This is a genomic window from Streptosporangium sp. NPDC003464, from assembly GCF_053588315.1.
The window spans coordinates 1-5,872 of the sequence record NZ_JBSFPS010000412.1; the positions used below are offsets into that span (position 1 = coordinate 1).

A 5,872-nucleotide genomic window follows, 5' to 3' on the forward strand; every position below is an offset into this window, starting at 1 on the left:
GCGAGGGTCTCCTGCTCCTCGGCGAGCAGCTCGGCGAGGACCCGCTCCTGCTCCCGGACCTCCTCGGCCTCGCGCTCGAAGTCCTCCGGGTCACGTCCACGCCGTTCCACGGCGGTGTCGGTGGCATGGCGGTGCCGCTCGGCGGCGAGCCCCGCCAGGCCCCTGAGGCGCTCGCGGAGCGAGGAGAGGCGGAAGTAGGTCTCCTGCGCGGCGGCCAGGCGCGGCTGGGCCTCGGCCTCGGCGGCCTCCAGCTCGGTCTCGGCGAACTGGCCCTGCTCCAGCTCGGCCTCCACCGCCGTACGGCGGGCGAGGACGGCGGCCTCGTCGGCCGTCTCCCGCTCCAGCGTGGTCCGCAGGGTGAGCACGTCGTCGGCGAGCAGCCGGAGCCGGGCGTCGCGGAGGTCGGCCTGGATGACGGCGGCCTTACGGGCGATCTCGGCCTGGCGGCCCAGCGGCTTGAGCTGGCGGCGCAGCTCGGTGGCGAGGTCCTGGACGCGGGTCAGGTTGGCCTGCATCGCGTCGAGCTTGCGCAGCGCCTTCTCCTTGCGCTTGCGGTGCTTCAGGACACCCGCCGCCTCCTCGATGAACGCCCGGCGGTCCTCCGGGCCGGCGTGCAGCACCTGGTCGAGCTGGCCCTGCCCGACGATGACGTGCATCTCGCGGCCGATGCCCGAGTCCGACAGCAGCTCCTGGATGTCGAGCAGGCGGCAGGTGTCGCCGTTGATGGCGTACTCGCTCTGCCCCGCCCGGAACATCAGGCGGCTGATCGTGACCTCGGTGTAGTCGATGGGCAGCGCGCCGTCGGTGTTGTCGATGGTGAGGGTGACCTCGGCGCGGCCCAGCGGGGCCCGCGAGGAGGTCCCGGCGAAGATGACGTCCTCCATCTTCCCGCCGCGCAGTGACTTCGCGCTGTGCTCGCCCATGACCCAGGCCAGGGCGTCGACCACGTTGGACTTGCCGGAGCCGTTGGGGCCGACGACCGCGGTGATGCCCGGCTCGAAACGGAGGGTGGTGGCCGAGGCGAAGGACTTGAACCCGCGCAGGGTGAGGGTCTTCAGATACATGCAGGAACCCCCCATTCCCCGGTGCGCTCACCTCGGCCGCGGCGTCGGGCGTCACGGCTCGGGCGCCGGCGGCCGGGATCCTCCCCCGTCGCACAGCCGGTCCGCCCGCCTGGGAAGACTACCGTTCTTCACCCGCGCTCGCCTGTACACCGCCTGTGCTCCCCACGCGCACGCGGCCCCGCACCGCGCATGGTGCCCCGCACGGACGGATGGACCCGGTCCGCCACCGGCCGGGCGATCCCCGGCGGATGGCCGTGGGCAGGGGCGTCCGCCAAAGTGAGGGCGCCTACGGGCGCCTGCGGGCATGAAGGGCCGCCGCCGAAGGCGAGATCCCCGGCGGGTCGCTGTGGGCATGACGGACCGCTACCGGAGGCGGGATCCCCGGCGGGCGCCTGCGGGTATGGGTCGGCCGCCGCCGAGGGCGATGATCCCTGGCGGGTGGCTGGGTACGCGGCCTACCGCCGCCGGAGGCTCCCGGGGCGGTCGGCTCTCTCCTCGCACCGCGTGGGAGTCCGTGGGTGACGGCTCCCGGGTGACGACGGATATGACAAGGGACGCCCCGGAGAGGCGTCCCTGGACAGTGTGTTCGTCCCGGCCCCTTAGGTGAGGGCCGGCTCACGATCCTGCAGGCGGGTGAACGCCTCATCACGGGTGCTGGCCGCGAGTTCGTCGTTCTGGGCCTGGAGCCGGGTGAGCTCTGCCTCGAGATCACGGATGCGCTGCTGGAGACGGCGCATTTCCGAGACCATACGAGGGTCAGGACCGCCGACGTGGCCGAGTAGAGCCTTCGCCATGGTTAAGGGTCCTCCACGCTGAGTGACCAGACTGGTTCGCGCACTTCTTGCCGCGGGAGGGGTGCGCGTGGTTCTTATCAAGAGTCGCACTGGTGAGGGAGACGGTCAAGTTGAACGCTCCGCTCGGATGCACCTGTGGGCACTCCCGACGGTAAAATATACCCCATTTTGCGGAGCTAAAGGAACGGTTAGCGCTCCACAAAACCGGTGGATCCTCCCTTCGCCTCGCTCCAGCGCTCGACGACTCCGTCGACGCGGCCCGGCGTGTCGCCGCCGCGGAGCAGTTCCAGCAGCCTGACGCAGGAGTCCTCCGGACCCTCCGCCACGACCTCCACCCGCCCGTCGGCGGTGTTCCGCGCCCAGCCGACCAGGCCGAGCTCCAGCGCCCGTGCCCGCGTCCACCAGCGGAAACCCACGCCCTGCACCCGCCCCCGGGCCCAGGCGGTCAACCGGACCTCCGTCATGACCGGGCCTTTCTCGGACGGGGCTGGCAGCGGGGGCAGCTGTAGGAGGAGCGGTTCATGAACGACTCCCTGATGATCGGGGTGCCGCATCTCCGGCAGGGCTCGTCCCGCCTGCCGTACACCGCGAGCGAGCGGTCGAAGTAACCGCTCTCGCCATTGACATTCACGTAGAGACTGTCGAAGGATGTGCCGCCCTCCGACAGCGCCGCGGCCATCACCTCGCGGGCGGCGCCCAGCAGCTCGGCGATCTTGGGCCGGGTCAGCGCCCCGGTGGGCCGGGCGCCGTGCAGCCGGGCCCGCCAGAGCGCCTCGTCGGCGTAGATGTTGCCGACGCCGCTGATCAGCGACTGGTCCAGGAGCGCCCGCTTGATCTCGGTCTGCCTGGCGCGCAGCCGGCGGCCGAACAGCTCCTCGTCGAAGTGCTCCTCGAACGGGTCGGCCGCGATGTGCGTGATCGGCTCCGGCACCGGACGGCCGCCGGCCTGGGCCAGCGCGGTCACCAGCACGTGGCCGAAGGTCCGCTGGTCGACGAAGCGCAGGTCGGGACCGCCGTCGGTGAAGCCGATCCGGACGCGCAGGTGCTTCTCCAGGGCCGCGCCGGGCTCCACCACCAGCAGCTGGCCGCTCATCCCCAGATGCGCCAGGATCGCCTCGGAGCCGCCGTCCAGGGGGAGCCAGAGGTATTTGCCCCGGCGCTCGGCCGGGCCTATCACGCGGCCCTTCAGACGGGCGGAGAACTCCTCGGCGCCGGGGATGTGCCGCCGGATCGCCCGTGGGTGCAGCACCTCGGCGTGGGCGACCACCCGCCCGGACACCCAGCGCTCCAGTCCTCGCCGGACGACCTCGACCTCGGGCAGCTCGGGCATGCGCCCCTCCTTGAACGGCTCAGCTGGCTTCGCGCTTGTCCCGGTCCTGGCGGATCCGGTTCCAGGCCGCCTCCGCGGCCTGCTGCTCGGCCTCCTTCTTCGACCGGCCGGAGCCGGAGCCGTACTCCTCGCCGCCGAGGCGGACGACGGCGGTGAAGGACTTGGCGTGGTCGGGGCCGCTCTCCTCGACGTGGTATTCGGGCACGCCGAGCGACTCGGAGGCGGTGAGCTCCTGGAGCGAGGTCTTCCAGTCGAGTCCGGCGCCCAGCGAGGCCGAGCGGGTGATGAGGGGGTCGAAGAGCAGGTGGACCACGCGGAACGCCTCGTCCAGCCCCCTGTTGACGTAGACCGAGCCGATGAGCGCCTCAAGGGTGTCGGCGAGGATCGAGGACTTGTCGCGGCCCCCGGTGCCCTCCTCGCCCCGGCCCAGCCGCAGGAACCGGCCCAGGCCCAGCGTGCGGGCCACGTCGGCCAGGGCGCGCATGTTGACCACCGCGGCCCTGAGCTTGGCGAGCTGCCCCTCGGGCAGGTCCGGGTGGTTGCGGTAGAGGGTGTCGGTGACCACCAGGCCCAGCACCGAGTCGCCGAGGAACTCCAGGCGCTCGTTGGTGGGCAGGCCGCCGTTCTCGTAGGCGTAGGAGCGGTGCGTCATCGCCCGCTCCAGGATCGCGACGTCCAGCCGGACCGAGAGGACCCGCTCCAGCTCGTCCCTGACGGACTCGACGGCAACTGGCTTAACGCTCGTACCCACGTCTTCTCCTCGCACGTTTCTCGTTCGAATGCGCGATGGCGAAGGGGGACGAGAGATGCCCGAAGACGTGGTGGGCGCCGGGAGGGTACGCGTCATCGCGGACCCCGGCGTCCACCACAGCCGCGGGCGGACCGCCATCGCATTGGTGTGCTGACGGTTACGCCGGCCGGGCCGGAGGGCCCGGCCGGCGCCCGTCGGTCAGCATGCGATCAGGCGGAGGGCTCGATCACCTGACGGCGGTTGTAAGTGCCGCAGGTCGGGCACGCCACGTGCGGACGCTTCGGCGAGCGGCACTGGGGGCAGCTCACGAGCGAGACCGCGGCGGCCTTCCACTGCGACCTGCGGGAGCGAGTGTTGCTCCGCGACATCTTGCGCTTGGGGACAGCCACGTCAGCTCTCCTGATCGTTGTTATGTTCCGGAATCAGACCTTGCAGCTTGGCCCAGCGTGCGTCGATCACCTCGTGCCCGTGGTCAGGCTCGGCATCCGCGAGCCTGACCCCGCATTCCGCGCAGAGCCCCGTGCAGTCTTCACTGCAGACCGGGCTCAGCGGCAGTGTGAGCACCACCGCGTCACGGAACGTGGGTTCAAGATCGAGCAGTTCGCCGTCGAGGATCGAGTCACCCTCGGCGGCATCCTCCGCCGAGTAGAAGAACAGCTCCTGGAAGCTCACCTCGGTATCCGAGATGACCGGCTCCAGGCACCGCGCGCACTCCCCCCGCAGCGGGGCTTGCGCCGTGCCCGTGACGAGCACGCCTTCCATGACCGCCTCAAGCCGGATCTCCAGCTCGACATCGGCGTCCTTGGGGACACCGATCATCTCAACGCCGATCTCCGCCGGTGCCGGGAGAGTGCGGGTGATCCGGAGCATCGAACCCGGTCGCCTGCCCAGATCGTGGGTGGATATCACCCAGGGGGCTCGAGGATCGAGGCTGTGCAGAGTCATTCCGCTCTCATCAGGCATGGCGAATCAACGCCGTTGTGCAAGGCCAAAACAAGAGAATACCAGGAGCTAACCCCTGAGCCGTTCGACCAGAAGCTCCTGCACGAGGTCCGGGACCAGGCCGGCCACGCTCCCACCGTACCGGACGATCTCCTTGATGCGGCTGGAGGACAGGAAGGACACCTCCGGGCCGGTGGCCATGAACAGCGTCTCGACCCCCGACATCCGGTAGTTGAGCTGGGCCATCTGGAGCTCGTAGTCGAAGTCGCTGACAGCGCGCAGGCCCTTGACGATCGCGGGGATCTCCTGCTGCTTGCAGTAGTCCACCAACAGGCCGTGGAACTTGTCCACGCGGACGTTGCCGTACTCCTTGGTGACGGTCTGGAGCATCTCGATGCGCTCCTCGACCGTGAACAGGCTCTTCTTCTCGATGTTGATCAGGACGGCTACGACGACCTCGTCGTACTGCCGGGAGGCCCGGCCGATGATGTCCAGATGGCCGTTGGTAACGGGATCGAACGATCCCGGACAGACAACGCGACGCAAGGCGAACCCCCTGCTCTATGGATTCCCGGCGGCGCGACCGTACCAAACGGACGCTTCGCCGTAACGACGGACCCTCTCTTCTTCGTATCCTGTGGGCCACACCAGGTCCTTCCCCCGGCTCTCCCGCTCCACCGCGACCAGCGCGTCCTCCGCGAGCCAGCCGCGATCTCGCAGCTGCCCGAGCACCGCCTCCACCGCCCCGTCGGTCATCACGTAGGGCGGATCGGCGAAGACGAGGTCGTAGGGCTCCTCGGTGCCCCGCTCCAGCACCCGCTCGACCCGGTCGGCGGCGAGCGTGGCCCCCGGGAGCCCGAGGGTCGCGATGTTCGCCCTGATCGTCCGGACCGCCTTGGCGTCGGACTCCACCAGCAGCGCGTGGGCCGCCCCCCGGGACAGCGCCTCCAGCCCGACCGCGCCGGAGCCGGCGTAGAGGTCCAGCACCCTC

Annotated in this window: 9 protein-coding genes; all 9 read right to left on the reverse strand. The window is 70.3% G+C overall.

Annotation, left to right across the window (positions count from 1 at the left end; all coding sequences use genetic code 11):
- Positions 1-1,064, reverse strand: a 1,064-nt coding sequence (locus ACWDS7_RS45910; protein WP_451934427.1) for a chromosome segregation SMC family protein, incomplete at its 3' end; no start/stop codon positions are given.
- 599 nt (positions 1,065-1,663) lie between these two features.
- Entirely contained in the window at positions 1,664-1,858 is a 195-nt protein-coding gene (locus ACWDS7_RS45915) for a hypothetical protein (protein WP_012894377.1), read from the reverse strand.
- A 188-nt stretch (positions 1,859-2,046) separates the two neighbouring features.
- Entirely contained in the window at positions 2,047-2,322 is a 276-nt protein-coding gene (locus ACWDS7_RS45920; RefSeq protein WP_306865083.1) for an acylphosphatase, read from the reverse strand.
- Positions 2,319-3,188 (reverse strand): bifunctional DNA-formamidopyrimidine glycosylase/DNA-(apurinic or apyrimidinic site) lyase, encoded by an 870-nt coding sequence (mutM, locus tag ACWDS7_RS45925; protein ID WP_306865080.1) that lies wholly within the window; start codon positions 3,186-3,188, stop codon positions 2,319-2,321. Before mutM ends, ACWDS7_RS45920 begins: the two co-directional genes overlap by 4 nt.
- 19 nt (positions 3,189-3,207) lie before the next feature.
- Positions 3,208-3,891, reverse strand: coding sequence for a ribonuclease III (gene rnc / locus ACWDS7_RS45930; RefSeq protein WP_306875551.1), 684 nt, complete (start codon positions 3,889-3,891; stop codon positions 3,208-3,210).
- Positions 3,892-4,148: 257 nt separating this feature from the next.
- The gene (rpmF, locus tag ACWDS7_RS45935) at positions 4,149-4,328 is read right to left on the reverse strand and encodes a 50S ribosomal protein L32 (protein WP_012894381.1); all 180 of its coding nucleotides are present in this window, start codon (positions 4,326-4,328) and stop codon (positions 4,149-4,151) included.
- A gap of 1 nt (position 4,329) precedes the next feature.
- Entirely contained in the window at positions 4,330-4,884 is a 555-nt protein-coding gene (locus ACWDS7_RS45940) for a YceD family protein (RefSeq protein ID WP_451934428.1), read from the reverse strand.
- 66 nt (positions 4,885-4,950) lie between these two features.
- Positions 4,951-5,427, reverse strand: a complete 477-nt coding sequence (gene coaD / locus ACWDS7_RS45945; RefSeq protein WP_031158615.1) for a pantetheine-phosphate adenylyltransferase — start codon at positions 5,425-5,427, stop codon at positions 4,951-4,953.
- Between the two features lie 15 nt (positions 5,428-5,442).
- Positions 5,443-5,872, reverse strand: a 430-nt coding sequence (locus tag ACWDS7_RS45950) for an RsmD family RNA methyltransferase (protein WP_451934429.1), incomplete at its 5' end; no start/stop codon positions are given.